A 26,190-nucleotide genomic window follows, 5' to 3' on the forward strand; every position below is an offset into this window, starting at 1 on the left:
CCCCCACCAACACCACCCCCACCAACACCGCCGCCAGCAGTGACGGCTCACTGGCCTACACCGGCATGGAACTCACCGCCCCCGCCATCGCCGGCCTGCTCGCCCTCCTGCTCGGCGCCGCCCTCACCCTCGGCACCCGCCGCCGGGTGACCCACCAGTAAGACCGCGCAGGCGCCACCGGCCCGGCCGCCCCCGAGGGCGACCGGGCCGGTGGCACGCCCTCGATGTCACATCGAGCGGCGTGACCACGGGACGACCCCGCTCGATGTCACATCGAGCGGGGTTGTTCCACGTGGATCAGCGACGGATCAGCTGAAGAGCGCGCTGTACCCGTTCAACGCGGGCTGCCCGCCGAGGTGGGCGTAGAGCACGGTGGCGTCACGGGAGATCTCCCCGGAGCGCACCAGCTCGATGGTCGCGGCCATCGACTTCCCCTCGTACACGGGGTCGGTGACCATGCCCTCGGTGCGGGCGGCGGTCTCCATCGCGCGCAGCGTGACGTCGTCCGGGATGCCGTAGACGCCGGCGTGGAAACGCTCGTCGAGCTCGACGTCGTCCAGTGTCAGCTCGCGCTGCACGCCGATCGCGGCAGCGGTGCGCTGGGCGATCCGGAGCACCTGGTCACGGGTCTCGGTGGGCTTGGCGGAGGCGTCGATGCCCAGGACGCGGCGGGGGCGGGCGCCGTCCTCCTCCAGCTTGGCGAACCCGGCGACCATGCCGGCCTGGGTCGAACCGGTCACCGAGCAGACGACCACGGTGTCGAAGAAGACGCCCAGCTCCTGCTCCTGCTGCGCCACCTCGCGAGCCCAGTTGGCGAAGCCGTGGCCGCCCAGCGGGTGGTCCGAGGCGCCGGCCGGGATGGCGTAGGGCTTGCCGCCGCGGGCCTCGATCTCGGCGAGCGCGGCCTCCCAGCTCTCCTTGAACCCGATGCCGAAGCCGGCCTTGACCAGCCGCACGTCAGCACCGGCCAGCCGCGAGATCAGGATGTTGCCGACCTTGTCGTAGACGGCGTCGGGCCAGTCGACCCAGCTCTCCTGGATCAGCACGCAGGACAGCCCCAGGTGCGCGGCGACCGCGGCGACCTGGCGGGTGTGGTTGCTCTGCACGCCACCGATGGAGACCAGGGTGTCGCAGCCCTGGGCCAGCGCCTCGGCGACCAGGTACTCGAGCTTGCGGGTCTTGTTGCCGCCGTAGGCGATGCCGGAGTTGCAGTCCTCCCGCTTGGCCCAGACGGCGGCGCCGCCCAGGTGCTCGGTCAGCCGGTCCAGGCGGTGCACGGGCGAGGGGCCGAACAGCAGGCTGGTGCGGGGGAAGTCGTCGAGCGTCGTCACGGGGTCTCCTCGGTCAGTTCGGACAGCAGCGCCGTCCAGATGGCGGTGGTGGTGCCGACGGCGGCCTCGACGTCGTGGTGCTGGCAGGCGGTGATGAGCTGCTCGTGCAGGTCCACCGAGTCCGCGCCGTGGGCGGCGGCGAACCGCAACCGCTCCAGCCGGCGGACGACGGGGGTGAAGCGGTCGACGGTGGCCCGCACGGCGCCGTTGCCGCACCGGTCGACGAGCACGTCGTGCAGGTCGTCGTCGGCGTCCATCGCGGCGTCGACGTCCCCGGCGCGGACGGCCGCGGCGAACCGGTCGTTGGCCGCGCGCATCGTGGCGACGTCGTCGGCGCTCACGGCGGGGACGGCGGTTCGGACGGCGAGCTCGTGCATGGCCCGGACGACGACCGCGGCGTCGTGCACGACCGAGGGCACGACGGCGGTGACCCGGGTGTGGCTCTGCGGCTTGGACTCGACCAGGCCCTCGTCGGCCAGCCGGGCCAGCGCGGTGCGGACCGGGGCCACGGAGAGCCCCAGCCGGACGGCGAGCTCGGCGTCCTTGACCACCCCGCCGGGGGGCAGCTCGCCACTGACGATGGCCTCCCGGATGGCGACGAGCGCCTGGTCGCGCAGCAGGACACGGGGGGCGGTCACAACTGACATCTCAGATGTCAGTCAGCCGGATGTCAAGTGGCAGGACCGTTGCGGACGTCGTCAGTCCCGCTCGTGGCGACCACCCCACCTCCTCGCGCAGGCTCCGGGGCATGGACTGGAGCACCGACCCCACCGTCGCCGCCGCGTACTTCGCGCACCGTCTGACGGTCGAGACCGACGTCAGCGACGTGCACGCCGCCCTGGAGTCCGGCGACCCCGGCTTCGTGCTGGTCGACGTGCGCAGCCGGGAGGCGTGGGACCAGGGCCACGTCCCCGGCGCGGTGCACGCGCCGGGCGGCGACCTGGTCACCGACGGTCCGGTCGTCGTCCACTGCTGGGGGCCGGGTTGCAACGGGGCCACCCGGGCCGGGCTGCGCCTGGCCGCCCGGGGGGTGCGGGTCCGCGAGATGCTCGGCGGCTTCGAGTACTGGGCCCGCGAGGGGTTCGCGGTCCAGACGGCCGACGGGGTGCACCACCCGACAGCCGACCCGCTGACCGCGCCGGCCGGGGCGGTCTGCGGCTGCTAGCGGTTCAGGACGGCTGGGTGGGACAGCGTGGCGCCAGGTTCTCGGTCGCCCAGCGGGCCAGCTGGTCCAGCACCGGGGACAGCGCCTCCCCCGACGGCGTCAGCCGGTAGGTGACGCCCACGGGCGGGCCGGCGTCGACGGTGCGCTCGACCAGTCCGCCCTGGGCCAGCTCGGTGAGCCGGTCGGACAGGACGGAGTCGCTGATCCCGGCGACGGCGCGGCGCAGCTCGCTGAAGGTCGCCGGACCGCTGGTCAGCACCGACACGACCATCCCGTTCCAGCGCTTGCCGAGGAAGGAGAAGGCGTGCGTCAGCGCGGCATCACAGGCCCGGGGTTCGTGCTGCACGTCCGCCACACCCACAGCGTACCCGTGCTAGCGTTTCCGGTGTCGCTCTGTTTTACCTAGCTGCACACCTGAGAGAAGTGATCCCCGTGTCCCTGTTCCGCCTGGACGCCAGCATCCGCACCGAGGGCTCCGCCAGCCGCGCCATCGCCGACATCGTCGAGGCGCAGTGGCGCGACGGCGCACCCGACGCCCCGGTCACCCGCCGGCACGTCGGCACCGAGCCGCTGCCGGCCACCGCCTGGGGCGACGCGGTCAACGCGGCCTACACCCCGGCCGAGCAGCGCACCGCCGCGCAGACCGAGGCCGTCGCCCTCGCCGCGACCCTGACCGACGAGCTCGTGGACGCCGAGGCGCTCCTGCTCGCCGTCCCGCTGTACAACTTCGGCGTCTCCCAGCACGTCAAGAACTGGGTCGACCTGGTCATCACCGACCCGCGGATGGCCCCCGGCCAGCCGCCGCTGCTGGCCGGCAAGCCCGCCGTCCTGGTCACCGTGCACGGCGGCAACTACAGCGCCGGCACCCCGCGCGAGGACTGGGACCACGCCACCGGCTGGCTGCGCCGCATCCTCGCCGACGTCTGGCAGCTCGACCTCACCGTCGTCACCCGCGAGTTCACCCTGGTCGGGGTCAACCCGGCCCTCGACGAGTTCACCGCTATGGCCGAGGAGCTCAAGGCCGACGCCGAGCGCGAGGCCGCCGAGCACGGTCGCCGGCTGACCACCGCGCGTCGCGTCGCCGCCTGACCCTGCGCCCACCCAGGCGGGGGAACCCCAGCACCCCACGGCGCGCCGGTCAGGGGGTGCTGGGGTTCCCCGGCCCGGGGTCGTCGGAGAGCCGCGACCAGAGCAGCTCGTCGTGCTTCACGCCGTCCCCGAAGCGGTACGAGCGGCGCAGCCGGCCCTCCAGGGTGAACCCGGCCCGCGCGGCGACCCGACCCGACGCCGGGTTCTCCACCGCGTGCGCCAGCACCACCCGGTCCAGGCCCAGCTCGGCGAACGCCCACCGGCAGACGGCGTCCACCACCCGCGGGGCGACCCGCCGGCCCCGGGCCGCCGGAACCACCCAGTAGCCGACCTCTGCGTCCAGCTGCACCGGGTCGATCGAGTGCAGCGACACCGAGCCCAGCAGGCCGCCGTCGGACCGGGACACGACGGCCCGCGACACGTGGCCCTCCCCCTCACTGCGCCGGGCCAGCCACTGCGTGGCCTCCTCGAGGGACGACGCGCCACTGCCGTTCCACAGCCGGACGGCGGGGTCCTGCAGCGCCGCCCACACCGCGTCCAGGTCGGTGGGCCGCCACGGGCGCAGCCGGAGCTCGTCGACGTCGATCTGCACCCGCCCATCCTGTGCGAGACCGGGGACGGCGGGTAGCCCGACGAGATGGACACCAGCTGGCCGATGGCCGCCCAGGCCACCCTGCACTGCCTCACCGGGTGCGCCGCCGGGGAGGTGACGGGCATGGTGCTGGCCGCCGGCCTCGGCTGGGGCAACGGCACGACGATCGTGGTCTCGCTGCTGCTGGCCTTCGCGTTCGGCTACGCCCTGACGATGCGCGGCGTGCTCCGGGCCGGGCTGCCGCTGCACCGGGCACTGCGGGTGGCGCTGGCCGCCGACACCGTCTCGATCGCGGTCATGGAGGTGGTCGACAACGGCTTCGTCCTCGTCGTCCCGGGCGCCCTGGCCGCCGGCCTCACCACCTGGCTGTTCTGGTGGTCGCTCGCCCTCGCCCTGGGCCTGGCCTTCCTGGTGGCCTGGCCGGTGAACCGCTGGCTGATGTCCCGCGGCCGGGGGCACGCGGTGGTGCACGAGCTGCACCGAGCCGACCGTGGTGGGATCGGCGGGTGACCGCAGCAGAGCCCGTCGTCCGCCTCGCGCAGCGCCGGGACGTCCCGCGCCTGGCCGCCACCCTGGCCGCGGCCTACCCCGACTACCGCTGGACCTCCTGGGCCTTCCCCGAGGACGGGCGGGCGCAGCGGGTGCACCGCTGGCACGAGCTCGTCGCGGGGCTGGCCGGGGTCGACGCGCAGACGACGTGGGTGACCGACGACTGCGCCGCCGTCGCCACCTGGACCCCGCCGGGCGACCCGGCCCCGGCCGCGGACCTGCAGGCGGTGCTGGACCGGGACCTGCCCAAGGTGTTCGGCAGCCGGCACCGGGTCGTCCAGGCCACCGACCGGATCGCCGCGGCCGGACGGCCGGAGACCCCGCACTGGTGGCTGGTGTCGGCCGGGACCCGTCCGTCACAGCGTTTCGCCGGCCTGTCCCGCGCCGTCGTGACGCCGGTGCTGGACCGCTGCGACGCCGACGGCGTCCCCGCGGCGCTGGCCGCCTACACCTCCGGTGTCGTGCACTGGGCCGAGGCGCTGGGCTTCGTCGTCACCCAGTCGACCCGCAGCGCCGTGGACCACGAGCTGCCGGTCTGGACGCTGGTCCGCCCGCCCCGCGGGGCCTGAGGGGCGGGCGGACCGGAGCGGTCAGTCGCGCGGGCCACCCGCGACGTAGACGACCTGGCCGGACACGAAGCCCGCGCCCTCACTGGCCAGGAACGACACCGTGTGCGCGATGTCCTCGGGCTGGCCGACCCGGGCGACCGGGATCTGCTTGGCGGCCATCGCCTTGAAGTCCTCGAAGGGGACGCCGACGCGCTCGGCGGTCGCCGCCGTCATCTCGGTCTCGATGAAGCCGGGGGCGATCGCGTTGGCGGTCACGTTGTAGCGGCCCAGCTCGATCGCCAGGGTCTTGGTGAACCCCTGCATGCCGGCCTTGGCCGCGGAGTAGTTGACCTGGCCGCGGTTGCCCAGCGCCGAGACGCTGGACAGGTTCACGATCCGGCCGAACTCGGCGGCGACCATGTGCTTCTGGGCGGCCTTGCTCATCAGGAAGGCGCCGCGCAGGTGCACGTTCATGACGGCGTCCCAGTCCTCGACGCTCATCTTGAACAACAGGTTGTCGCGGGTGATGCCGGCGTTGTTCACCAGCACGGTCGGCCCGCCGAGCTCCTCGGCCACGCGCTCGACCGCGGCGTTCACGCTGGCCTCGTCGGCGACGTCCGCGCCGACCGCGATCGCCTCGCCGCCCGCGGCCTGGATCGCCGAGACGGTGCCCGCGCAGGACCCCTCGTCCAGGTCGAGGACCGCCACGGCCATGCCGTCGGCCGCCAGCCGGGTGGCGATCGCCGCCCCGATGCCCCGGGCAGCTCCCGTCACGATCGCCGTCCGCTGTGCCTGCGCCATTGCCTGCTCCTCTGCTACTGGTGAGTAGAACGTCTGCGCTGATCTCTACCAGCCTCACCTGCGCGCCCGCGCGGCACCACCCGGGCGGGTGGGAAGGCCCAGGTCAGGGTCGCGGACCCGGGTCCGGTGGCCGATGGGGAACCGACCGGTCCCCCCGCACACCACCGACGGAGCCCTCCCGTGCCGCACCCGACGCCCCCTGGCCGGCCCGACGCCGGCCGCACCCGGGTCCTCGCGGCCCTGGTGGGCGCGTCGGCAGCGATCGGGCTGCTCGCCCTGCTGGACCCGACGACGCTGCGCCCCGGCGCCTGGACGGCGGTCTTCCTCGCCGTCCTCGGGGCGGCGGCACTGACCGCCCTGGCCCTGCTCACCGTCGGCCGTGACTGGTCCGACGCCGTGCTGGGTCTGCTCGTCTGCTGCCTGATGGGGCTGGTGCTCCTCTCGGTGCTGGCCAACCAGAGCCGCGCCGGCGGGATGCTGAACGTCGTCCTGCTGTTGCCCAACGCCGTCTACGCGGCCGTGTACCTGTCCCGGGCGGCGAGCCGGGCGGCCATGGTGACGCTGACCGCCTGCACCGGGGCGGCCATGGGCGCCATCACCAGCGACCCGCTGCAGTGGCTGACGCTGGTCGCCCTGCCGCTGCTGGCCTTCCTGGGGACCACGGAGGTCGTCCTGCGGCTGCGCCACCGACTGGGCAGCGCCCTCGAGGCGCTCCACCGGCAGACCGTGACCGACCCGCTCACCGGCCTGCTCAACCGGCGCGCCCTGCAGGACCGGGTCGCCGCCACCGCCGGCGGCACGCCGGGCACCACCACGGTGGCCGTCCTGGACATCGACCGCTTCAAGACCGTCAACGACACCCTCGGCCACGCCGCCGGGGACGAGCTGCTCCGGCGGTTCGCGGCCGGGCTGGCCGCCGAGACCCGGGACGAGGACGTCGTGGTCCGGCTGGGCGGCGAGGAGTTCCTCGTCCTGTCCACGACCCCGGCCGACCGGGCCGGCGCCTACGCGGAGACGCTCCGGGTGCGGGCCGCGGAGTGGATGGCCGACTGGTCGGCCACCGTCAGCATCGGCGTCGTCACCCTCGCCGGACCCCCGCCCGACGGGCTGGTCGGTGCCGAGCTCGAAGCCGCGGTACAGGCGGCCGACGCCTGCCTCTACGCCGCCAAGCGTGGCGGGCGCGACCGCGTCGTCCTCGCGGAATGGCCACGGGAGCGCCCTGCCGGGGCCGACGCCGTCCGGGCCGGCGTGTCCGGCTGAGCCGGCGTGCGTAGTCTCTGCGGCACAACAGAACACACCGACAGGGGAGCGCCAGGAGGCGCTGAGAGTGCGGGAGACCGCAGACCCTCGAACCTGAACCGGGTCATGCCGGCGTAGGGAGTCTGGAGAGAGCACCATGACCGCTGAGGTCACCCGTCCGACCGCTGCCACCGAGGCCGCGCCGCGCCGCTCCTGGCGCACCGTCGACATCGTCACGACCGCCGTGCTGGGCGTCGCGTTCGGTGTCGTCTTCATCCTGTGGAACCTGCTCAACTCGACCGTGGGCAGCGCGTTCTCCTTCTTCCCGCCCGTGCAGGGCCTGATGAACGGCGTCTACCTGCTGCCCGGCCTGGTCGCCGGCCTGCTGGTGCGCAAGCCCGGCGCGGCCACCTTCGCCTCCACGCTGGCCGCCGCGGTCAGCCTGCTCGCCTCGCCCTACGGCGGGATCATCGTGGTGTACGGCCTGGTCCAGGGCCTGGGCGCCGAGTTGGGCTTCGCCCTCACCCGCTACCGCACCTTCGGCTGGGGCACCGCGGTGCTGGCCGCGGTCACGGCGGGGCTCTCGACCTCGGTGCTGGACAACTCGCTCTACTACGCCGACCTGGGCTTCTGGGCCTACCAGCTGCCCTACACCGTGCTGACCGTGATCAGCAGCGTGCTGATCGCCGGGGTGCTCGGGCTGCTGCTGGTCCGGGCCCTGGCCCGCACCGGCGCGCTGAGCTCCTTCGCCTCCGGGCGCAGCCGCGTCTGAGCACGGCCCGGTCGCGGTCCGGGCACGGGGCCTGGCGGTCCGGCACGCCTCCCGGCTCGCCTGGGCGCTGACCGGCGTCGACCTGGACGTCGCCCCCGGCGAGCGGGTGCTGGTCACCGGCCGCTCCGGGGCCGGCAAGTCCACGCTGTTCGCCGTCCTGGCCGGGCTGCTGGACCCCGAGGCCGCCGAGGTCACCGGTGAGCTCACCGTCGACGACCGCTCCCCCGCCGACGCCCGCGACCGGTTGGGCCTGCTGCTGCAGGACCCCGACAGCCAGCTGGTGATGACCCGCGCCGGGGACGACGTCGCCTTCGGCCTGGAGAACGCCGGGCTGCCGGCCGCGCTCATCTGGCCGCGGGTCGACGAGGCGCTGGCCACCGTGGGCTGGCGGTACGGCCGGGAGCGCCCCACCCAGGCGCTGTCCGGCGGGGAGAAGCAGCGGCTGGTGCTGGCCGGCGCGCTGGCCCGCCGTCCCGGGCTGCTGCTGCTCGACGAGCCGACCGCCCAGCTGGACCCGGCCGGCTCCGACGTCGTCCGGACGGCGGTGGCGCGCGCCGTCGCCGACCGCCGGACGACGCTGCTCGTCATCGACCACGACGCAGCGCCCTGGCTGCCGCTGGTGGACCGGGTGGTGGAGGTGGTCGACGGCGGGCTCATCGAGCACAGTCCGGGGTGGACGCCGGCGCCCCGGACGGCGGGGCTGGACCTGTCGCGCCCGGGAGCGTGGATCAGGGTCCCTGATCAGAGTCCGTCCTCCTCGACGAGATGTGGTGAGGGAGGACGGACGTGGACCAGGGACCCTGATCCACGCTCCTCCCCCCGGCTGGCGGCAGCGGCGGCCGGTTTCACCCACCGCGGGGCGCAGCAGCCCTCGCTGGCGCCCACCGACCTGGAGCTCCCCGCGGCCGCCGTCACGGCGGTGACCGGGCCCAACGGCACCGGCAAGTCCACGCTGGCCCTGCTGCTGGCCGGGCTGCGGGCACCCTCGACCGGCCGGGTCGTCGCCTCGGCGGAGCTGGCCGCCCGCGGGGTCCGGGAGCCGCACCGGTGGCGGGCCGGGGAGCTGGTCACCCGCATCGGGACGGTCTTCCAGCAGCCCGAGCACCAGTTCCTCACCGGGCGGCTGCGCGACGAGCTGGAGCTGGGCCCGCTGCGCTCGGGCGCCGGGTCCACCGCGGCCCGGGCCCGCGCGGAGGAGCTGCTGGAGCGGCTCGGGCTGACCCCGTTCGCCGACGCCAACCCCTTCACCCTCTCCGGCGGGCAGCAGCGCCGGCTGTCGGTGGCCACCGCGCTGGCCACCGCCCCCCAGGTGCTGGTCCTGGACGAGCCGACGTTCGGCCAGGACGCAGTCACCTGGCGGGAGCTGGTCACCCTGCTGGCCGAGCAGCGCGCCGCGGGCTGCGCGGTCTGCGTCGTCACCCACGACCGGGACCTGGTCGACGTCCTCTCCGACGCCGAGCTCGCGCTGTGACGGCGTCCCTGGCGCTGGGCCCGACGCCCGACGTCCCGCTGTCCCGGGTGAACCCGGTCGCCCAGATCGTGGCCACCGTCGTCGTCAGCCTGGTGCTGCTGTCCACCCTGGACGCGGTGACGCCGGCCGTCGTCGTCGCCGCGGAGCTGTGCCTGCTCCCGGCGGCCGGGCTGACCGCGCCGCGGGTGCTGCTGCTGCGCACCTGGCCACTGCTGCTCAGCGCGCTCACGGTGGGCCTGGTCAACCTGGTGCTGGGGGACTCCGGGCCGCTCACCGCCCTGGGGATCACGCTGCGGGTGATCGGGCTGGCGCTGCCCGGGGTGCTGCTGGTGGCCTCGACCGACCCGGTCCGGCTGGCCGACGCGCTGATCGTGCACTGGCGCTTCCCACCCCGGTTCGCCGTCGGGGCGCTGGCTGCGCTGCGGCTGGCCCCGCTGCTGGTCACCGAGTTCGAGACCGTGCGGCTGGCCCGCCGCACCCGCGGCGTCGAGACCGGCCGCAACCCCGTCGCCCAGGCCCGGGCGTTCGCCGGGGTCGCCTTCACGCTGCTCATCGGCGCGGTCCGGCGGGCGGGACGCCTGGCCACCGCGATGGACGCCCGCGGCTTCGACTCCGGCGTCCCGCGCACCAACGCCCGGGGTTCGGTGCTGCACACCCGGGACGCGCTCTTCGTCGCGGGCGCGGTGCTGGTCGGGGCGGTCGCCGTCACGACCAGCGTGCTGACCGGGGCCTTCGACCCGCTGTTCGTCGGCGGCTGATCCGACCGCCCCCGGCCCGCCGGGGACGGGTCAGGACCGGGAGAGGGTGTCCGGGTAGGGCTGCAGGTACTGGGCCACCAGGTAGGTGCGGCGGTCGGCGCCGTCGTCGGCACCCCGGGTCCGGTCCGACCACCGGGCCAGGACGGCGTCCACCTCGCGCGCCAGCTCCTCGGCCTCCGCCTTGGTCAGCCGCATCGTGACGTTGGTGATCGACACGGTGGTCGCGTCGTCGGTGCGCCGGGCGTGGGCGGCGTCGACGACGGCGTGCCCCCAGGCGGTGGACTGCCGGCGGAAGACGCCGACGGCGGCCGCACCGCCGGGAGCGGCCTCCAGCTCGTCGAGGCTGATGCTGAGCCCGTGCTCGGCGACCAGCCGCCACACCCGGTCGCGGCGGTCCCGGCCCTCGCCCTCGGCCTCCTCGACCAGGCCGTACTTGGCCAGCTGGCGGAGGTGGAAGCTGGCCTGGTTGGCCGGGATGCCCAGCTCCCGGGCGACGTCGGCGGCCCGCACGGGGCCGGTTGCGTACATCTCGTCGACGATCCGCGAGCGCACCGGGTGGGCGAGCCCGCGCAGCACCCGGGGGTCGTGCACCGGGCGGGTGGCCCCGGGCTCCTGGGTCATGCGCCGACCCTACCCAGTCCCGCACCCGTCAGTGCGCAACGACCGTTGCGCAACAACCAGTGCGCACCATACGGTGCGCGTCATGCCCGGCCACCCCTCGCTCGCTCGCAACCGCGACTTCCAGACGCTGTGGGTCGGCCAGACCGTGGCCGAGCTGGGCAGCCGGGTCAGCACCTTCGCCTTCCCGCTGGTCGGGTTCGCGCTGTCGGGCTCGGCGGTCGTGGCCGCCCTGGCCGAGGCGGCGTTCCTGGCCGGCACGGTGCTCACGCTGCTCCCGGCCGGGGTGCTCGTCGACCGGTCGGACCGCCGCCGGCTGATGGTCGGGGCGGCCGCGACCGGGGGCGCGCTCTACACCTCACTGGCCGTGGCCGGGGCGGCCGGCGTCCTGACCGTGCCGCACCTGGTCGTGGTGGGCCTGCTGGTCGGCGCGGCCGTCGGGGTGTCCGGCCCGGCGCAGGTCTCGGCGATCCGGTCGGTCGTGCCCACGGGCGACCTCCCGGCGGCGCTGGCCCAGAACGAGGCACGTCAGCACGTCGCCTCCCTGCTCGGCGGCCCGCTGGGCGGGGTGCTGCTGGGGGTCGCCCGCTGGCTCCCCTTCGCCGTCAACGCCGGGACGGCGGTCGTGGCCTGCTGGGCGGTGCGCCGACTGCGCACCGACCTGTCGGCGCCCCCGGCGGACGGCCCCCGCCCCCGGCTGCGCACCGAGCTCAGCCAGGGCCTCCGGTTCGTGCTGGCCCGCCCGCTGTTCCGGACCCTGCTGGTCTGGTCCGCCCTGACCAACCTCGTGCTCAACGCCCTGCTGTTCGTGGTGGTGCTGCGGATGGTCTCCGACGGGGTCTCCCCGGGCGCGATCGGGCTGGTCAACGCGGCGGCCGGCGTCGGGGGCGTGCTCGGGGCGGTGCTGGCCCCGGCGCTGGTCCGGCGGCTGCCGACGGGGCGGCTGACCGTGGCGGTGGCCTGGTCGGTCGTGCTGCCCCTGGTGCCGTTGGTCTGGTGGGCGCACCCGGTCGTCGCGGCGTCGTCCCTGGTGGTGGTCCTGCTGCTCAACCCGGCCGGCAACGCCGGGATCGGCGCCTACCGGATCGCCGTCACACCGGCGGACCTGCAGGGCCGGGTGCAGGCCTCCTCGAGCTTCCTGTCCACGGCAGTGATGCCGCTGGCCCCGCTGCTGGGTGGGGTGCTGCTGGAGTCCCGCGGCGGGGGGACGGCGACCGCCGTCCTGCTGGTGGCGACCGCCGGTGCCGCGCTGGTCGTCACCCTCAGCCCCCAGGTCCGCCGGGTCCCCCGCCCGGAGCAGTGGCCGGACACCGCCGAGTGCGGAGCCGTGCCGGTCACGGGGACGCGATGACCGGCACCGCTCCGCACTCGGCGGGGCGGGCCCGGACGCACGACGGCCGGGGCCCCGTGCGGGACCCCGGCCGTCGGTGGGCGCGGTGCGGTTACTGCTGACCGGCTGCCAGGGGGGCGCCGGCGGGCACGAACCGGGCCGTGGTGGGCGGGCCCCACTGGTTGGGCTGCGGCTCGCCCTCGAGGCAGTAGAAGACCAGCAGCACGATGCCGCCGACGAGGGGCACCAGGCCGATCAGCAGCCACCACGCCGAACGGCCGGTGTCGTGCAGCCGGGTCACGGCCGAGGACACGCTGGGCACGGCGAGCGCCAGGTAGACGACGAAGAGCAGCAGGGCCGGCCCGCCGGTGACGCTGACCTGACCCGGCTCCGACGACTGGCCGAAGGCGGTGAACACGACCGCGGACACCACGACCATGACGACGAACACGGGCAGGAAGTACTTGAGCCAGAAGGTGGACCGGTTGATCCGGCCGCGGCTGACGTACCAGGACACGAGCGCTCCAGGGGGGAGGGGCGCAGACGGCGTCGGCTGCGGGGTGGGCCAGGAGCGGAGACCCGCCCGGCACCGCGGAGCATGCCGGACAAACCGCAGGTCAGAGGCTCGACACGCAGGTCAGTCCTTGCGGCGCTGCGCCGTCTCCACGGAGATCGCGCACAGGCCCGCCGACACCGCCAGGGCGATGGCGAGCAGCAGCTGCGGCACCTCGCCGAGCAACAGGGCCACCACGAGCGGCACCGTGCCGAGCACGCCGAGGTCGGGACCGCGGACCAGGGTCGCCCCCACCCCGGTCGGGACGGCGCCCACCGGCGAGGACAGCACCGGCCCCGACCAGTCCAGCTCGGGCCGGTAGCCGCCGCGGACCGCGGCCCCGGCCCACGCCGGTGCGGTCACCATCCCGAGCACGACCCACTCCCAGCCCAGACCGACCGCACCGGCCGACACCCCGCAGAGCAGCACCAGGCCGACCAGCGGGACGACGGTGCGAGCCCGGACCAGCTCGCGCGACCCCAGCGGCAGCGCACGGTCCGCGGCCGGGGAGCCGTGCGCCCGCCGGCTGGGCTCCCCCAGCGCGACCGCGGCCAGGCCCCAGCCCAGGACGACGGCGACCGCGACCAGCGCCGGCACCTCACCGAGACCGCTGGTCCGGGCGGCCAGGACCGGCAGCGCCGCGCCGATGGCCAGCTGGCCCCACCGCCACGGGGACCGGGCGAGCACGGCCAGGTCCGCGGCGACGACGGCCTGCCACGGCTGCCGCACCCAGGACCAGCGGCGCTGCCGCCGCGGCGGGTGCACCGGGGTGCCCAGTGCCCGGCCGAGCTCCCGGGTGTCCAGCGACAGTGCGGACGCCGAGGCGACGAAGACCGCCGCGCCCCGCTCCCGCAGCGCGCCGGCGGGCAGCCGTCCGGTGACCCGGTCGGCGGCCAGCAGCGCGGCGACCGCGAGCACCGCCGGGACGCCGAGCAGCAGCGGGAGCGGGACGTCGGGGGCGGCGGGCACCCAGTCCCAGGCGTCGACGAGCGTCCCGCCGACCGCGGGGACGACGACCACCGCGGTGGCCAGCCCGCCGGTGACCGGGGCGACCCAGCCGGTCCGCCCGGAGGCCTGCAGCACGACCAGCCCACCGACGACGGCGAGCGCCAGCAGCCCGGCCCCGGCGACGGTGACCGCGACCTCGGGCACGGAGGGCACCTGGGGGGCGGCCAGCACCACCGGCAGCGCGACCGTCACGGCGGCCACCACGCCGACCAGCCCGGTCTTGCCCAGCTCGCCGCGCAGCAGCCCGCGCCGTCCCGCCGGCAGCGGCAGCCACCAGGCGGCGGTGGCCGGGGTGGCGCTGACCGGGCCCAGCCGGGACAGCAGGGCCACGACGGCGGCGGTGACCAGCACGGCGGCGGCGAGCGCGGTCAGCCCGCCGGGCAGCACGGTGGAGCCGGTCGCCGGGCGGGCGGCGATCCGTTCCCGCAGCGAGGCGAACGCACCGCCGAACACCGCGACGACGACGGCCGCGGTGGTGAGCGCGGACAGCACGTCCCCGCCCAGGGTCAGCCAGCTGGTGTCGGCACGGGTCGCGGTGGCCCGGCGGGTGTACCGCCGGACCCCCGCACCGGAGAGCTCCAGGGCCGGGTCGGCGTTCACCCCTCGTGCAGCGCCGCGACGGCGACCTTGGGCGAGACGACGGTGCACTCGTCGTCGTCGACGACGAGCACCCGGCGGGCCACGGTGGACAGGAACTCGGGGTCGTGGCTGGCGAAGACGACGGTGAGCCCTTCGGCGACGTCCTCGGCGATCCGGGCGGCCAGCCGCCGGCGCATCTGGGCGTCGAGGCGGCGCTCGGGCTCGTCGAGCACCAGCAGCCGGGCCGGGCGGACGAAGGCGGCCGCCAGGGCGAGCCGGCGGCGCTGCCCTGACGACAGCGCCGAGGGCAGCGCGTGCGCCCGCTCGGTGAGGCCGAACTCCTCGATCTCCTCGGCCACGGCCTGCTCGGCGTCGGTGACGCCGTGGCCGCGGGCGGTGAGCAGCAGGTGCTCGGCGCCGGTGAGGGAGGGGAAGAACGCGTCGTCGTCCAGGACGGTGGCGACGGCGCGACGGAAGCCGGCCTCGCGCTCGTCGACGTCCCGGCCCTCGAGCTGGACGGTGCCGCCGAGCGCGGGGAGCAGCCCGACGACGGTCTGCAGCACGGTGGACTTCCCGGCCCCGTTGGGTCCGATAACGCCCAGTGCGGTCCCGGCCTGCACGCTCACGGTCACCGGCGCGCAGACCGGCTCCCCGCCGTAGCCGACGGACAGGTCGTGCACCTCGAGGAGCCCGGTCTTCGCCATCGCGGGCAGCGTAGGGCGCCCCGCTGTGCGCCTCAGCGCTCGGTGCGGTCCTCGACGCGCTCCTCGGCGGCCGCCTCGACGAAGGGCTCGGCCGGGGACGGCACCTCGGGGGCGGGCACCGGCCGGCCGGGCAGTACCAGGTTCAGCACGATCGCCACGACCGCGGACACCACGATGCCGGAGCTGAACAGCGCGCCCCACTCCCCGGCGATGCCGGCGATGGCGTCCGGGGCGGCCGCGATGCCCCGGCCCAGCGCGATGGACATGGCCACGATCAGCAGCGACCGGGTGTCCAGGCCGTCCTTGCTCAGCAGCTCGATGCCGATGGCGCAGACCATGCCGAAGAGCACCAGGACACCGCCGCCGAGCACGGCGGGCGGGACGGCGGCGAGCACCGCGGCCAGCTGGGGCAGCAGCGCCAGGCCAACCAGCACGCAGGCGCCGATGGTGACCACGTGCCGGCTCATCTGCCTGGTCAGCGCGACCAGACCGATGTTCTGGCTGAACATCGTCGTGGGCAGCGCGCCGAACACGCCGCCGAGGACCGCCGAGCCCCCCTCGGCCAGGATCCCGCCGCGCAGCTCCCGCCGGGTGGCGGGCCGCCCCGCACCGCCCTCGGTCACCGCGTGCACGGTGCCGACCGAGTCGACCGTGTTGACCACCCCGACGATGCACATCGAGGCGATCGCGACGACCTCGAAGGACACCCCGAACGCGAACGGGGAGGGGAACGCCACGACCGGCCGGTCGCCCACGCCGGAGAGGTCGAGCAGGCCCGCCGGGATGGCCACCAGGTAGCCGACGACGACGGCGATGAGCACCGACGCCGCCTTGGCGATCCCCCGGGCGAACTGGTTGAGCACCACGGTCAGCACCAGCACGAGCCCGGCGACGCCGAGGTTCGTCCAGGACCCGAAGCCCTCGCGGCCGACGCCGCCGGCGGCCAGGTTGATGCCGCTGGGCAACAGCCCCAGGCCGATGACCAGGATGATCGTGCCGGTCACCACCGGCGGGAACAGGAACGCGATCCTGTGGATGCCCAGCCCGATCGCCACCTGGACCAGCGCGGTCACCAGCACCCCGCCCAGCACGGCGTCCAGCCCGAGTTCGGCGGCCAGCGGCACGGCGACCGCGATGAAGGCGAAGCCCGAGCCCATCATCAGCGGCAGCCGGCTGCCCACCGGGCCGAGGCCGATGGTCTGCAGCAGGGTGGCGAGGCCCGCGCACAGCAGGGCGGCCTGCACCAGCAGCACGGCCTCGCCGGTGGTGGCGCCGATGACGCCGGCCAGCAGGATCGCCGGGGTCAGGTTCGAGGTGAACATGGCCAGCACGTGCTGCAGGCCCAGCGGCACCGCCACGCCCCACGGCGGCATCGCGTCCGGGTCGCTGGGGTCCCGCCGTGCCGTCTGCGCCTGCTTCGTCCGAGCCACGTGCCGCTCCCCCTGGCCGTACCGGCGCCGGGCGCGCCGGTGGGGGACGAGACTGCCCGGTACCGGTCACAGCCGGGTCACAGGTGTGTGTCGACCGGGTCCCAGTCGACCGCGGCCAGCAACGCGGCCAGCCGCTCGCCGCGCACGGGGTGCACCTGCGCCACCCACGCCACCCGCCCGGCGAGGTGCGCCCGCAGCGCGCCCCGGTCGCCGTCGAACGCGGCCAGGTCCTGCACCGACGGACCGAGCCGGACCGCGTTGGTCAGCCGGGCCCGCAGCGCGTCCAGCTCGCGGCGGGGCAGCGACGTCCGGTCGTTGACGACGATCCCGGTGACGGTCTGCCGGGCACCCCGGCCGCGGACCCGGGTCTTGGCCGGCTGCAAGGCGAACCCCTCGGCGGCCACGATGCGGGCCACCCCGTGGCGCAGCGCACCCACCCTCCGGGCGACGTCGGGGCCACCGGAGAACGTGAGGTCGTCGGCGTACCGGGTGTAGACGGCGCCGGCGGCCGCCGCGTACCCGGCCAGCCGACGGTCCAGCCGCTGTGCGCACAGGTTGGCCAGCTGCGGGGACGACGGCGCCCCCTGCGGCAGGTGCGGTGCGGCCAGCGCGGACCGGACGTGCGCCCGGGCGGCGTCGGACCCCCCGGGCGGCATGGTGGCCAGGTCGTCGCGGGTGGCCCGGGTGGTGAGCAGCCCGGTCAGCAGGTCCGCGACCGGCTCGGGGTACCCGGCGGTCCGCAGCGTGGCGTACACCCGGCCGGAGGTGACGGTGGCGAAGAAGGCGGCCAGGTCCATCGTGAGGACGACGTCGGCGCCCACGTGCTGCTGGGCGCCGGTCACCGCGGACCGGCCGGTGACGAAGCCGTGTGCGGCGGGGTGCGGCGGGACCGGCGCCAGCACCCGGTCCAGCAACACCCGCTGGGCGGTGCGCAGCCGGGGCCTGGGGGTCTCCAGCAGCCGCGGCACCCGGCCCGGCCGGACCCGCCAGTGCCGGCGGTACAGCTGCAGCCGTCCGGAGGGCTCGGCGCGCTGCCGGCCCTGCCGGTCGGCGTACCAGGCCAGGTGGTCCAGGTCGGTGGCGAGCAGCTCGGCGACGTCGGCCAGGTCGTCCAGCGGGGCCACCCGCCACGGGGTGCGGCCCATCCGGGTGTGCGCCGGGAGCCACCGCACCACCCGCGGGGAGCCGGGGGCGGCGGCCCGGGCGCCCTGCCAGCCCTCCGGCTCCTCGTCGGCCGCCCAGACCAGGAACCCGTCCTCGTCGTCGTCCTCGCCGTCCTCGCCGGAGGTCACCACCTCGGACACCGGCGGCTCGAACACCCCAGGGACGGCGAGCAGCACCCGGGCGAGGTCGGTGAGCCAGTCGGGCTCGGCGTCGAGCACCAGCCGGCCGCGGGCGACGAGGTCGGGCACCTGCCACTCCCGGGCCCCGAGGAAGGCGTCGGCGAGGGCGCGGGCGGTGGTGCGGGGATTCACGTGGAACAGCCGGGTGCGGTGGCGCGGGTCGACCTGTCCCGTCGGACCGGCGCTCTGCTGCGCGGAGCGCAGCGCGGCGCCGGAGGCGTCGTGGTGGAGGCGTCGTGCGGTCCCCGGGGCATCCCCGGAGCTGCCGGACCGACCAGCGGTGCGGCGTCCTCGACCCCGCGCCACCGCATGCCCTCACCCTCCCAGACCGAGACGGTGCCGCCTAGGTTGGCCCCCGTGACCCGGTACGTCGTCCTGCTGCGCGGCATCAACGTCGGCACGGCCCGCCGGATCGCCATGGGCCCGCTGCGCGAGCAGCTCGCCGCCCGCGGACACGGGGCCGTCCGCACCCACCTGACGAGCGGGAACGTGCTGCTGGACAGCGACCTGGACGAGGTCGGGCTGGCCGCCGAGGTGCGCGCCGCGGTGCTCGAGGGCTTCGGGCACGACGTGCCGGTCGTCGTCCGGACGGTGCAGGAGCTCGACGCCCTGGTCGCCGCCGGCCCGCACGTCGAGGGCGACCCGTCCCGCTACCTGGTCGGCTTCTGCGACCGCACCCCCGACCCGGACGCGGTGGCCCGCGTGCCCGCCGCCGGCCCGGACCAGGGTGGGTGGTGGCTGACCGGCCGGGAGCTGCACCTGTGGTGTCCCGACGGCGTCGCCGCGGCCGGTGCGGTGGGCGGCTGGCCGTGGGACCGGCTGCTGGGCGTGCTGGTGACCGCCCGCAACTGGCGGACCGTCGCCCGCCTGACGGAACCGACCCGTACGCACTCCTGACGTGCCCGTTCGGTGGGTCCGTGGTCTCCTTGTGCCGGGTCCCACCGCCTCGGACGTGTGACGGTGGTCCCATCGTGTTTGACGGTCGGTGGCGGTGAGCACCACCGACGGGCGCTGCGGTCGGACCGTGCCCAGACCAGGACCCGATGGAGGACGAGGGAGTGCGCGCGTGACCCGCGAGTCGGCCAGCCCGCTGTGGCCGTCCTCGGCGCCCCCGGACGCACCCGCCGGCCTGACCTGGCCGTTGACCCACGTCGCCGAGCTGCCCCGCGTTCGCGGGCAGCTGCGCCGCCACCTCGTGGCGGCCCTCGACGGCGCCGAGGACGACGCGGCCGCCGAGCTCGTCGACCGGGTGGTGCTGGCCTTCGACGAGATGGCCTCCAACGCGCTGCGCCACGGCGGTGCCGGGGTGGCCGCACGCGTGGCCCCGCACGGGGAGTCCTGGCTGGTCGAGGTCGTCGACTCCGCCGCCGTCCGGCCGCCGAGCCCGGCCATCGGCCGCGACCCCAGCCAGGGCGGCCTGGGCCTGTACCTGATCGCGGAGATGTCCACCGCGCACGGCTGGGTCACCCGCGGGGACACCAAGAGCGTCTGGGCCCTGCTCCCCCGCTGACCGCCCGGTGGGCGCTGCTCAGTCCAGCCGGACCGCGAGCAGCGCGACGTCGTCCTCGGAGCCCGAGGGACGCAGCTGCTCGACCACCCGGTCGCAGAACTCCTCGAGGGCCTGCTCCCCGGGCTGCACCGGGCCCAGCTCGCGCAGCACCCGGTGCAGCCGGGTGAGCCCCTCGTCCAGCGGCATGTCCCGGCCCTCGACCAGGCCGTCGGTGTAGAGCAGCACCGTCGACCCGGGGCCGACGAGCACCTCGTGCTCCCGGCGCGGCAGCGAGTCGTCGACGCCGAGCATCAGGTCGGCGCGGGCGACGGACAGCTCGTCGACCCCGCCGTCGGCACGCAGCACCATCAGCGGCGGGTGCCCCGCGTTGGACCAGCGCACCCGGGTGGAGCCCGCCGGCGCGTCCGGGCCGGCCGGTTCGAGCCGGGCGATCGCGGCGGTGCCCATGGTGTCGACCTGCAGGCCCTGGATGGCCCGGTCCAGGTCGACCAGCACGTCACGCGGGCCCCGGCCCTGGCGGAAGGCGATGCCGCGCAGCAGCCCCCGCAGCTGCCCCATGGACGCGGCGGCCTCCGTGTCGTGGCCCACGACGTCCCCGATGACCAGCACCAGCCCACCGCCGGGCTGGTGGAACGCGTCGTACCAGTCACCGCCGACCTGGGCCGCCTCGGCGGCGGGCAGGTAGCGCACCGCGACCCGGGCGCCCGGGGTCGCCGGCGGTGCCGTGAGCAGGCTGCGCTGCAGCTCCTCGGCGATGCGGCGCTGCTGCTCGTACAGCCGGACGGCGTCCATCGCCAGGGCGGCGCGGTCGGCGACCTCACGGCCGGCCGACAGGTCCTCCTCGTCCAGCGCGGGCCGGGAGGCACCGCGGTAGACCGTCAGCGCACCCACCGTGCGGCCCCGCGCGACCAGCGGGAACGCCGCCACCGAACGCAGCCCCAACCGGGCGTAGCAGTCGGCGACCTCCCCGGCGGGCAGGTGTGCCCCGACCACGGCGTCCAGGTCGTCGCTGGCGGCCACGTGCCCGGAGTCCAGGGCAGCCACGACCGGCGCCGTGGGCTGCAGCGCCGGCAGCCGGAGCGCGGCGTAGCGGGCCAGCACCGGGGCCAGCTCCGGGTCGGCGTGCGCGCTGCTGACGTCGCGCATCCGCCCGTCGGCGTCCAGCCGGCTGACGATGGCGGCGTCCCCCAGCACCGGGACGACGGTGCCGGCCAGGGCGTCCAGGGCGTCCTCGGAGGTGCGGTCCCCGGCCAGCGCGGCGCCGAAGACGGCGGTCACCTCGGCGATGAGCGCCAGCCGCGCGGCGCTGCGCCGGGCACGCTCCTCGGCGGCCCGGCGCTCGGTGATGTCCAGGAAGTAGACGCTGAGCCCGTCCGGGCTCGGCCAGACCCGGATCTCGTACCAGCCGTCCAGCGGCGGCGGGTAGTACGCCTCGAAGACCGCCTGCGCGCCGCTGCTCACGGCCCCGCGGTAGACGGTCTCGAAGTCGCTGCCCACGGTCGCCGGGAACAGCTCCCAGATGACCCCGCCCAGCAGGCCGTCGCGGGACTGCTGCAGCAGCCGCTCGGCCTCGCTGTTGACGTAGGTGAACCGCCACTCCCGGTCCACCGAGTAGAAGGCAGCCGACATCGACTCCAGCACCCGGGCGACCCGGGCGTCGCCGTGCCGCTGGCGGGTGGTGTCGTAGGCGGCACCCAGCAACCGGACCGCGCGGCCGCTGTCGTCGGCCAGCGCCCTGCCCCGGCCCAGCACCCAGCGGGTCTCCCCGGTGGGCAGCTGCACCCGGTACTCGGCCTCGAAGAGGCCGACCGCGGCGATCGAGGCCTCCAGGGCGTCGGCCACCCGGGGGACGTCGTCGGGGTGCAGCCGGGCGTTGAAGTCCTCGATGGTCTCCCCGAAGCTGTGCCGCTCGTAGCCGAACAGCTCGACCAGCCGGTCGTCCCAGACCAGCCGCCCGGTGAGCAGGTCCCAGTCGAAGCTGCCGATCTCGGCGGCGTCGATGGCCAGCCCCCAGCGCAGCCGGCTGGCCTCGAACTCGGTGGACAGCGCGGACAGCTCGAGCTCGGTGGCCACGGAGTCGGCCAGCTGCCCCAGGAGCACCAGGTCGGCCTCGCTCCACTCCCGCGGGGCCGGGTCGAACACGCACAGCGCCCCCACGACGTGCCCGCCGGAGCCGGTCAGCGGCATCCCCAGGTAGGACCCGACCGCGCCCGCGCGGACCGGGGGCAGGTGGGCGACCCGGTCGTCGGCGGCGGCGTCGGTGACCACCAGGGCGCCTGTGCCGCTGGCGGTGACGGTGCACAGCGAGTCGGCCAGCGGGCCCTGGGCGCCCACTGCGTCGGGGGCCAGACCCGAGCCGCCGGCCACCGTCTGCTGCTCACCGAGCAGGGACACCTGGGCCGAGCCGGCGTCCAGCAGCCGGGCGGCGAGCTGGGCCAGCCGCTCCAGGGCGCGCGAGCCGACGGCCGCGGACTCGACCCGGCGCACCGCGGCGACCCGGTCCCGGTCGCCGCGCAGCCTCGCCGCGAGGGCCTGGGTGAGCACGTCGCCGTCCTGCGCGGTCGGTGCCGCCGGTGCACCAGGGGCCCGGGGGCCGGGGACGGCGGACGCGTCGCGCCCGCACCCGTCCCCGTCGTCCACCCCCAGATCATGCCCCCCACCTGCCCGATCCGCTGCGGCCCGTGACGCGCACGGGAGGATGTCGTGGTGGTGGACAGCGCTCGGCGGGCTCGACGGTGGACCGGGGGCCTGGTCCGCACGTGGGCCCGGCACCCGCGGTACGGGCTGGCGGCGAAGGCCGCGCTGGCCGCGTCGCTGGCCTGGGCGGTGGTCCAGCTGGTCCCGGGTCCGGCCGCCGCCTACCCCTACTACGCGCCGCTGGGCGCGGTCATCGCGACGTCCACGACGCTGGCGGGGTCCGCCCGGGAGGCCGCGCAGACCGTCGTCGCGATCTCCCTGGGTGCCGCCGTGGCGCTCGGGGTGGACGCGCTGGCCTACCCCAACGGCGCCACCATCGCCGTCGTCGTCGCCCTCGGGGTGCTGCTGGCCGGGTGGCGGGCGCTCGGCGACTCCGGCAGCTGGGTGGCCACCGCAGCGCTGTTCACGCTGATCATCGGGGACCGGGACCCCTTCGGCTACGTCGCCGGGTACGCCGGGCTCACCCTGCTGGGCGCCGCCATCGGGCTCGCCGTGACCGCCGCGTTCCCGCCGCTGCCGCTGGCCCCCGCGCAGGCGCAGCTCGCCCAGCTGCGGGACCTGCTCGCCGACCAGCTCGACGACCTGGCCGCCGGGCTGCGCCAGGAGTCACCGCCCGCCGGCCACGAGTGGCAGGAGCGGATGCACGCCATCGACCCGGTCCTGACCAGCACCCGCACCGCCGTGCAGCTGTCCGACCAGGCCCGCCGCGGCAACCGCCGGGCCCGCCGGTACGCCGAGGAGGCCCAGCAGCAGTACGAGCACGCCCGCGCGCTGGAGAGCCTGGCCTTCCTGGTCGCCGACGTCACCGAGCTGGTCCGGGAGCACGAGACCGCCGAGCTGCAGATGGACGAGATCGCCATGGGCCCCACGCTGCGGCCACCCACCGCGCAGGCGCTGGCCGCCATCGCCGCCGCCCTGCGGTCCATCGCCGACGACGCCATCGGGGACGACGTCGTCGGCGACCCGGCCGTGGTGGCCACCGCCCGGGTCGCCGTCGAGGAACTCGCGGGGCACGTCCGCCGGCAGCGGACCGCCACCGGGGGTGACCTCTTCGTGGCCGGCAGCGTCGTCACCACGCTGCGCCGGTGCCTGACCGCCGTCGTCGCGCCGGGCCCGGCCGACACACGGCACTAGCGTGCCGGCCATGGCCGTCATCCACGCAGCGACCCTCGTCCCCGGCAAGCTCGAGCTGCTGCAGGCCTGGGTGCCCACCCGACCGTGGGCCGCGGGGCTGGACACGGCGTCCCTGGAGGTGGCCGGGGCCTACCGGTTCGACGACCCGGCCGGCGAGGTGGGCACCGAGACGTTCCTGCTGCGCGCCGGGGACGCCGTCCTGCACGTGCCGGTGACCTACCGCGCGCAGCCGCTGGGAGGCGCCGGCCTGCTGGGGACGACGGAGCACTCGGTGCTGGGCACCCGCTGGGTGTACGATGGCCCCACCGACCCGGTCTACGCCGCCGCGCTGGCCGCCGCACTGCTCACCGGCACTCCGCAGGCGGAGCTGGAACACCAGACGCCCGACGGGCCGGAGCTGCGTGAGCCCACCGCCCGGGTGCACGCCGACGGTGCGCTCGGCACCCTCAGCCCCCCGCCCGCCGACGTCGTCGTCAGCGCCACCGACCAGGACACGACGACGCTGCTGGACACCGGCGGCGCCGAGCTGGTGCTGCTGCGGGTCCTCGGCGGCCCGGCCGAGGGCACCGTCTCGGGCCCGGTGCTGCGCGGCACTTGGGCCGGCCAGGACACCCCCGCCCTGCTCGCCTTCGCCCGCTGACCCCGGTCAGCGGCCGACGGCGTACCCCTGCATGCCGCGGGGGTTGGCGGCCGCGCGCAGCAGCCCGGCCTCCGGGTCGGCGCTGACGGCGGAGAGCCGGCCCAGCGACCACGGGTCGGCGACGAGCACGTCGTGGCCGCGGCGGCGCAGGTCGGCGACGACGTCGTCCCCGACGCGGGACTCGACGACGACCTCCCCCGGGTTGGTCTCCCGCGGGTAGAACGAGGACGGGAACGACGTGGTGTGCCAGGCCGGGGCGTCGATGGCGGCCTGCAGGTCCAGCCCGCGCACGGTGTGGGCCAGCCAGAAGCACAGCTGCCACTGCTCCTGCTGGTCCCCGCCCGGGGTGCCGAAGGCCAGCCAGCGGCCGGTGTCCCGCTCGCGCGCCAGGGTCGGCGTCAGCGTGGTGCGGGGGCGCTTGCGCGGGGCCAGGGAGTTGGGGAGCCCGCGGTCCAGCCAGAACATCTGCGCCCGGGTGCCGAGCGCGAAGCCCAGGCCCGGGATCGTCGGGGAGCTCTGCAGCCAACCGCCGGACGGCGTCGCCGAGACGATGTTGCCCCAGCGGTCGACGACGTCGACGTGGCAGGTGTCGCCGCGGGTGGTGCCGTCGGGCTCGACCACCTGCTCGCCGGTGCGGGCGACGGTGGGTTCCCCGACGCCGGCGCCGGTGGCGCGGCCGGAGGTGTGGGCGCCGGAGGGGTGGGTCACGTGCCGGGGGAGCCGGGGCGGGCGCCCGTCCGGTGAGCCGGGCCGCAGCTGGAGGCTGGCCGTGTCACCGATGAGCGCCCGCCGCTCGGCGGAGTAGTGCGGGGAGAGCAGGTCCTGCAGGGGCACGTCCGGCTCGTCGCCGTACCAGGCTTCCCGGTCGCCCATGGCCAGCTTGACCGCCTCGACGGTGGCGTGGACGACGTCGGCCGTGGGTGCCTGCTCGCCTGCTCCCTGACCCGGCGCCAGGCCCGGGACCCCGTCCAGCATCGCCAGTGCCTGGAGCATCGCCGGTCCCTGGGACCACGGCCCGGCCTTCGAGACGTCCCACCCTCGCCAGTCGGTCGTGACCGGGGGCTCGTACGTCGGCTGCCAGCTGGCGAGGTCGTGCCCGGTGAGGAAGCCCGCGTGGTCGCGACCGGAGTCGTCGCGCACGGGTTGCCGGGAGAACACGTCGATCGCATCGGCGACGAATCCGGAGTACCAGGCCGCGAGTGCCGCGTCGATGCCCGCCTCCCGTGAGGGGCCGCGCGCTGCATCGAGCAGTCGGCGGTAGGTGGAGGCGAGAGCAGGGTTGCGGAACAGGCGGCCGGCTGTCGGAGGAGCTCCGTCGGCGGCGAGCCAGGTGGCGGCCGAGGTCGGCCAGTGGGTGGAGAAGTGCTCGGAGACCGAGTCGACGGTCGCTGCCACCCGTGGTGCGAGGGGGTGGCCGGTCTCGGCGTACTCGACGGCGTAGCGGAGGACGGCGTCCAGCGGCAGGCTGCCGTGGTCGCGGAGCAGGGTCAGCCAGGCACCGACGGCACCGGGGACGGTGGCGGCGAGCAGGCCCGTACCGGGGACCAGCTCGAGCCCCAGGCCCTCGAAGGCCTCGATGCTCGCGGTCGCGGGGGCGACCCCCTGACCGGACAGGACGCTGACGGCCCCGCTCGAGAACCCACCGGCCCCGCCGCGGGCGAAGACGATCGGGACCTCGCCCCCCGGGCCGTTGAGGTGGGGCTCGACGACGTGGAGGGCGAAACCGGCCGCGACGGCGGCGTCGAAGGCGTTGCCGCCCGCCTCGAGCGTCGCCATGCCTGCCTGGCTGGCGAGCCAGTGTGTCGAGGCGACCATGCCGAAGGTGCCGGCGAGCTCGGGTCGGGTCGTGAACCCTGCTGAGGACATGGCGCCACCGTACGGACGCCGCTGCTGGGTCGCAGCGATCCCGAACCGGAGGGACTGGACGTCCACGCCACCCCACGGACCACCGCACGACGCGACGTCCGGACGACCGGACGACTCGCCAGGACCGGCTCCGGGAGGGCGGCAGGCTGGTGGTGCACCGGCGGGGTCTGCACCGGTGCGGGGGCGACGGCGCGGGCCGCGGCAGGGGCCACGACCGGCCTCTCGACGGCGGGGGCGACCGGGCGGGCCGGCATCGCCGACAGCCGGCCCATCAGCACGGCCGGGGCGACCGGGCGGACCAGGTGCGCCTGCTGGCTGCGGCGCACCGGCGGTGGGGACGTCGGGGTGCTGGGCAGCTCCCGCATCGGCACCGGGTCGTCGTCGTCCGGGGCGCGGTGGCGGGCCAGGACGCCGTCCGGCGGCTCCTGGCGGGGGACGACGGCCGCGCGGGACCGGCCCCAGG

The 26,190-nt window shown here is 76.0% G+C and carries 26 protein-coding genes and 1 riboswitch; of the genes, 13 read left to right on the plus strand and 13 right to left on the minus strand.

What is annotated here, in order from left to right:
- Positions 1 to 308: 308 nt before the first annotated feature.
- Both AC0IVP_RS13245 and AC0IVP_RS13250 read right to left on the minus strand, forming a co-directional pair.
- Positions 309 to 1,331 (minus strand): 1-aminocyclopropane-1-carboxylate deaminase, encoded by a 1,023-nt coding sequence (locus tag AC0IVP_RS13245; protein WP_056296469.1) that lies wholly within the window; start codon positions 1,329 to 1,331, stop codon positions 309 to 311.
- Positions 1,328 to 1,978, minus strand: a complete 651-nt coding sequence (locus AC0IVP_RS13250) for a GntR family transcriptional regulator (RefSeq protein ID WP_471757085.1) — start codon at positions 1,976 to 1,978, stop codon at positions 1,328 to 1,330. The genes AC0IVP_RS13245 and AC0IVP_RS13250 overlap by 4 nt, the downstream gene beginning before the upstream one ends.
- Positions 1,979 to 2,079: 101 nt before the next feature.
- Here AC0IVP_RS13250 and AC0IVP_RS13255 point away from each other — a divergent pair, with 101 nt between their 5' ends.
- On the plus strand, positions 2,080 to 2,496 hold the full coding sequence (locus tag AC0IVP_RS13255; protein ID WP_471757087.1) for a rhodanese-like domain-containing protein: 417 nt from the start codon (positions 2,080 to 2,082) through the stop codon (positions 2,494 to 2,496).
- Between the two features lie 4 nt (positions 2,497 to 2,500).
- Here AC0IVP_RS13255 and AC0IVP_RS13260 read toward each other — a convergent pair whose 3' ends face one another.
- Complete coding sequence (locus AC0IVP_RS13260) at positions 2,501 to 2,851, minus strand: winged helix-turn-helix transcriptional regulator (RefSeq protein WP_056296460.1); 351 nt, start codon at positions 2,849 to 2,851, stop codon at positions 2,501 to 2,503.
- Between the two features lie 77 nt (positions 2,852 to 2,928).
- On the opposite strand from AC0IVP_RS13260, the gene AC0IVP_RS13265 reads away from it, so the two are divergent.
- Positions 2,929 to 3,585 (plus strand): FMN-dependent NADH-azoreductase, encoded by a 657-nt coding sequence (locus tag AC0IVP_RS13265; RefSeq protein ID WP_471757089.1) that lies wholly within the window; start codon positions 2,929 to 2,931, stop codon positions 3,583 to 3,585.
- Positions 3,586 to 3,634: 49 nt separating this feature from the next.
- On the opposite strand, the gene AC0IVP_RS13270 is transcribed toward AC0IVP_RS13265, so the two are convergent.
- Positions 3,635 to 4,177, minus strand: coding sequence for a GNAT family N-acetyltransferase (locus tag AC0IVP_RS13270; protein WP_471757091.1), 543 nt, complete (start codon positions 4,175 to 4,177; stop codon positions 3,635 to 3,637).
- Positions 4,178 to 4,222: 45 nt separating this feature from the next.
- Between AC0IVP_RS13270 and AC0IVP_RS13275 the strand changes: the two genes are divergently transcribed.
- Both AC0IVP_RS13275 and AC0IVP_RS13280 read left to right on the plus strand, forming a co-directional pair.
- Entirely contained in the window at positions 4,223 to 4,687 is a 465-nt protein-coding gene (locus AC0IVP_RS13275) for a DUF4396 domain-containing protein (RefSeq protein ID WP_056296454.1), read from the plus strand.
- The gene (locus AC0IVP_RS13280) at positions 4,684 to 5,295 is read left to right on the plus strand and encodes a hypothetical protein (RefSeq protein ID WP_056296451.1); all 612 of its coding nucleotides are present in this window, start codon (positions 4,684 to 4,686) and stop codon (positions 5,293 to 5,295) included. The genes AC0IVP_RS13275 and AC0IVP_RS13280 overlap by 4 nt, the downstream gene beginning before the upstream one ends.
- A gap of 21 nt (positions 5,296 to 5,316) precedes the next feature.
- Here the strand turns inward: AC0IVP_RS13280 and fabG are convergent, their stop codons facing one another.
- Positions 5,317 to 6,075, minus strand: a complete 759-nt coding sequence (fabG, locus tag AC0IVP_RS13285; RefSeq protein ID WP_056296448.1) for a 3-oxoacyl-ACP reductase FabG — start codon at positions 6,073 to 6,075, stop codon at positions 5,317 to 5,319.
- A 180-nt stretch (positions 6,076 to 6,255) separates the two neighbouring features.
- Here fabG and AC0IVP_RS13290 point away from each other — a divergent pair, with 180 nt between their 5' ends.
- The 4 genes from AC0IVP_RS13290 (at position 6,256) to AC0IVP_RS13305 (ending at position 10,315) form a co-directional block, all read left to right on the plus strand.
- Positions 6,256 to 7,335: a GGDEF domain-containing protein gene (locus tag AC0IVP_RS13290; RefSeq protein WP_056296445.1), complete on the plus strand. Its 1,080-nt coding sequence runs from the start codon at positions 6,256 to 6,258 to the stop codon at positions 7,333 to 7,335.
- A 32-nt stretch (positions 7,336 to 7,367) separates the two neighbouring features.
- Positions 7,368 to 7,472, plus strand: a riboswitch (TPP riboswitch).
- The gene (locus AC0IVP_RS13295; RefSeq protein ID WP_056296442.1) at positions 7,472 to 8,086 is read left to right on the plus strand and encodes an ECF transporter S component; all 615 of its coding nucleotides are present in this window, start codon (positions 7,472 to 7,474) and stop codon (positions 8,084 to 8,086) included. Its footprint overlaps the riboswitch before it by 1 nt.
- A gap of 67 nt (positions 8,087 to 8,153) precedes the next feature.
- Positions 8,154 to 9,557, plus strand: a complete 1,404-nt coding sequence (locus tag AC0IVP_RS13300) for an ABC transporter ATP-binding protein (protein ID WP_157519435.1) — start codon at positions 8,154 to 8,156, stop codon at positions 9,555 to 9,557.
- Positions 9,554 to 10,315, plus strand: coding sequence for an energy-coupling factor transporter transmembrane component T family protein (locus AC0IVP_RS13305; RefSeq protein ID WP_471757093.1), 762 nt, complete (start codon positions 9,554 to 9,556; stop codon positions 10,313 to 10,315). The genes AC0IVP_RS13300 and AC0IVP_RS13305 overlap by 4 nt, the downstream gene beginning before the upstream one ends.
- A gap of 30 nt (positions 10,316 to 10,345) precedes the next feature.
- On the opposite strand, the gene AC0IVP_RS13310 is transcribed toward AC0IVP_RS13305, so the two are convergent.
- Entirely contained in the window at positions 10,346 to 10,936 is a 591-nt protein-coding gene (locus AC0IVP_RS13310; protein ID WP_056296435.1) for a winged helix-turn-helix domain-containing protein, read from the minus strand.
- Positions 10,937 to 11,018: 82 nt separating this feature from the next.
- On the opposite strand from AC0IVP_RS13310, the gene AC0IVP_RS13315 reads away from it, so the two are divergent.
- Positions 11,019 to 12,284 carry an MFS transporter gene (locus AC0IVP_RS13315; RefSeq protein ID WP_471757095.1) on the plus strand — a complete coding sequence of 422 codons (1,266 nt, stop codon included), beginning with the start codon at positions 11,019 to 11,021 and terminating at the stop codon, positions 12,282 to 12,284.
- Positions 12,285 to 12,375: 91 nt separating this feature from the next.
- On the opposite strand, the gene AC0IVP_RS13320 is transcribed toward AC0IVP_RS13315, so the two are convergent.
- The 5 genes from AC0IVP_RS13320 to AC0IVP_RS13340 form a co-directional block, all read right to left on the minus strand.
- Positions 12,376 to 12,780 (minus strand): DUF805 domain-containing protein, encoded by a 405-nt coding sequence (locus tag AC0IVP_RS13320; protein WP_056296432.1) that lies wholly within the window; start codon positions 12,778 to 12,780, stop codon positions 12,376 to 12,378.
- A gap of 120 nt (positions 12,781 to 12,900) precedes the next feature.
- Positions 12,901 to 14,424 (minus strand): DUF6297 family protein, encoded by a 1,524-nt coding sequence (locus AC0IVP_RS13325; RefSeq protein ID WP_471757097.1) that lies wholly within the window; start codon positions 14,422 to 14,424, stop codon positions 12,901 to 12,903.
- Positions 14,421 to 15,107: an ABC transporter ATP-binding protein gene (locus tag AC0IVP_RS13330; protein ID WP_471757099.1), complete on the minus strand. Its 687-nt coding sequence runs from the start codon at positions 15,105 to 15,107 to the stop codon at positions 14,421 to 14,423. The genes AC0IVP_RS13325 and AC0IVP_RS13330 overlap by 4 nt, the downstream gene beginning before the upstream one ends.
- 32 nt (positions 15,108 to 15,139) lie before the next feature.
- Positions 15,140 to 16,537 (minus strand): uracil-xanthine permease family protein, encoded by a 1,398-nt coding sequence (locus AC0IVP_RS13335; protein WP_471757101.1) that lies wholly within the window; start codon positions 16,535 to 16,537, stop codon positions 15,140 to 15,142.
- A 77-nt stretch (positions 16,538 to 16,614) separates the two neighbouring features.
- Positions 16,615 to 18,012 carry a reverse transcriptase family protein gene (locus tag AC0IVP_RS13340; RefSeq protein WP_471757103.1) on the minus strand — a complete coding sequence of 466 codons (1,398 nt, stop codon included), beginning with the start codon at positions 18,010 to 18,012 and terminating at the stop codon, positions 16,615 to 16,617.
- Between the two features lie 225 nt (positions 18,013 to 18,237).
- Here AC0IVP_RS13340 and AC0IVP_RS13345 point away from each other — a divergent pair, with 225 nt between their 5' ends.
- The gene (locus AC0IVP_RS13345) at positions 18,238 to 18,777 is read left to right on the plus strand and encodes a DUF1697 domain-containing protein (RefSeq protein WP_471757105.1); all 540 of its coding nucleotides are present in this window, start codon (positions 18,238 to 18,240) and stop codon (positions 18,775 to 18,777) included.
- A 169-nt stretch (positions 18,778 to 18,946) separates the two neighbouring features.
- Entirely contained in the window at positions 18,947 to 19,390 is a 444-nt protein-coding gene (locus tag AC0IVP_RS13350) for an ATP-binding protein (RefSeq protein ID WP_056296413.1), read from the plus strand.
- A gap of 18 nt (positions 19,391 to 19,408) precedes the next feature.
- Here AC0IVP_RS13350 and AC0IVP_RS13355 read toward each other — a convergent pair whose 3' ends face one another.
- A complete protein-coding gene (locus AC0IVP_RS13355; protein ID WP_471757107.1) occupies positions 19,409 to 21,934 on the minus strand; it encodes a SpoIIE family protein phosphatase in 2,526 nt (841 codons plus the stop codon).
- Between the two features lie 162 nt (positions 21,935 to 22,096).
- On the opposite strand from AC0IVP_RS13355, the gene AC0IVP_RS13360 reads away from it, so the two are divergent.
- Both AC0IVP_RS13360 and AC0IVP_RS13365 read left to right on the plus strand, forming a co-directional pair.
- On the plus strand, positions 22,097 to 23,221 hold the full coding sequence (locus tag AC0IVP_RS13360) for an aromatic acid exporter family protein (RefSeq protein ID WP_471757109.1): 1,125 nt from the start codon (positions 22,097 to 22,099) through the stop codon (positions 23,219 to 23,221).
- 10 nt (positions 23,222 to 23,231) lie between these two features.
- Entirely contained in the window at positions 23,232 to 23,861 is a 630-nt protein-coding gene (locus AC0IVP_RS13365) for a maltokinase N-terminal cap-like domain-containing protein (protein ID WP_471757111.1), read from the plus strand.
- Positions 23,862 to 23,867: 6 nt separating this feature from the next.
- On the opposite strand, the gene AC0IVP_RS13370 is transcribed toward AC0IVP_RS13365, so the two are convergent.
- The gene (locus AC0IVP_RS13370) at positions 23,868 to 25,727 is read right to left on the minus strand and encodes a gamma-glutamyltransferase family protein (RefSeq protein ID WP_471757113.1); all 1,860 of its coding nucleotides are present in this window, start codon (positions 25,725 to 25,727) and stop codon (positions 23,868 to 23,870) included.
- Positions 25,728 to 26,190 lie beyond the last annotated feature (463 nt).

It is taken from the genome of Klenkia sp. AC732 (assembly GCF_979256525.1).

What these genes read in the sequence shown, in the direction of transcription:
- fabG (WP_056296448.1), bottom strand. Translation starts at nt 6,075, where the DNA reads ATGGCGCAGGCACAGCGGACGGCGATCGTGACGGGAGCTGCCCGGGGC.
- AC0IVP_RS13315 (WP_471757095.1), top strand. Translation starts at nt 11,019, where the DNA reads ATGCCCGGCCACCCCTCGCTCGCTCGCAACCGCGACTTCCAGACGCTG.
- AC0IVP_RS13370 (WP_471757113.1), bottom strand. Translation starts at nt 25,727, where the DNA reads ATGTCCTCAGCAGGGTTCACGACCCGACCCGAGCTCGCCGGCACCTTC.
- AC0IVP_RS13255 (WP_471757087.1), top strand. Translation starts at nt 2,080, where the DNA reads ATGGACTGGAGCACCGACCCCACCGTCGCCGCCGCGTACTTCGCGCAC.
- AC0IVP_RS13275 (WP_056296454.1), top strand. Translation starts at nt 4,223, where the DNA reads ATGGACACCAGCTGGCCGATGGCCGCCCAGGCCACCCTGCACTGCCTC.
- AC0IVP_RS13365 (WP_471757111.1), top strand. Translation starts at nt 23,232, where the DNA reads ATGGCCGTCATCCACGCAGCGACCCTCGTCCCCGGCAAGCTCGAGCTG.
- AC0IVP_RS13295 (WP_056296442.1), top strand. Translation starts at nt 7,472, where the DNA reads ATGACCGCTGAGGTCACCCGTCCGACCGCTGCCACCGAGGCCGCGCCG.
- AC0IVP_RS13250 (WP_471757085.1), bottom strand. Translation starts at nt 1,978, where the DNA reads ATGTCAGTTGTGACCGCCCCCCGTGTCCTGCTGCGCGACCAGGCGCTC.
- AC0IVP_RS13330 (WP_471757099.1), bottom strand. Translation starts at nt 15,107, where the DNA reads ATGGCGAAGACCGGGCTCCTCGAGGTGCACGACCTGTCCGTCGGCTAC.
- AC0IVP_RS13310 (WP_056296435.1), bottom strand. Translation starts at nt 10,936, where the DNA reads ATGACCCAGGAGCCCGGGGCCACCCGCCCGGTGCACGACCCCCGGGTG.